The following is a 273-nucleotide window of genomic DNA, read 5'->3' as shown; positions in this document are numbered from 1 at the left end:
GATCTCGACCATCCGCCGGGCGTACCCACGGGCACCGCCCGGCCGGGTTCGTTCGTGTGGAAGATGATGACGACGACCGATCACAAGCTGCTCGGCCTGATGTACATCGTCACCTGTTTCGTCTTCTTCTTCATCGGCGGGCTCATGGCCCTGCTCATCCGGGCGGAGCTGTTCCTTCCCGGCATGCAGTTCCTGTCCAACGAGCAGTTCAACCAGCTGTTCACCATGCACGGCACGGTCATGCTGCTGCTGTACGGCACCCCGATCGTGGTC

At 61.9% G+C, this 273-nt stretch carries 1 protein-coding gene; it reads left to right on the top strand.

Annotation, left to right across the window (positions count from 1 at the left end; all coding sequences use genetic code 11):
* The coding region (locus tag G6027_RS17725) for a cbb3-type cytochrome c oxidase subunit I (protein ID WP_241727260.1) at positions 1–273 on the top strand (273 nt) is incomplete at both ends.

It is taken from the genome of Dietzia sp. SLG310A2-38A2 (assembly GCF_014145095.1).
Classification (GTDB): domain Bacteria; phylum Actinomycetota; class Actinomycetes; order Mycobacteriales; family Mycobacteriaceae; genus Dietzia.
The sequence above is the reverse complement of the archived record's forward strand: the minus strand, read 5'-3'. Positions and strand labels throughout refer to the sequence as shown.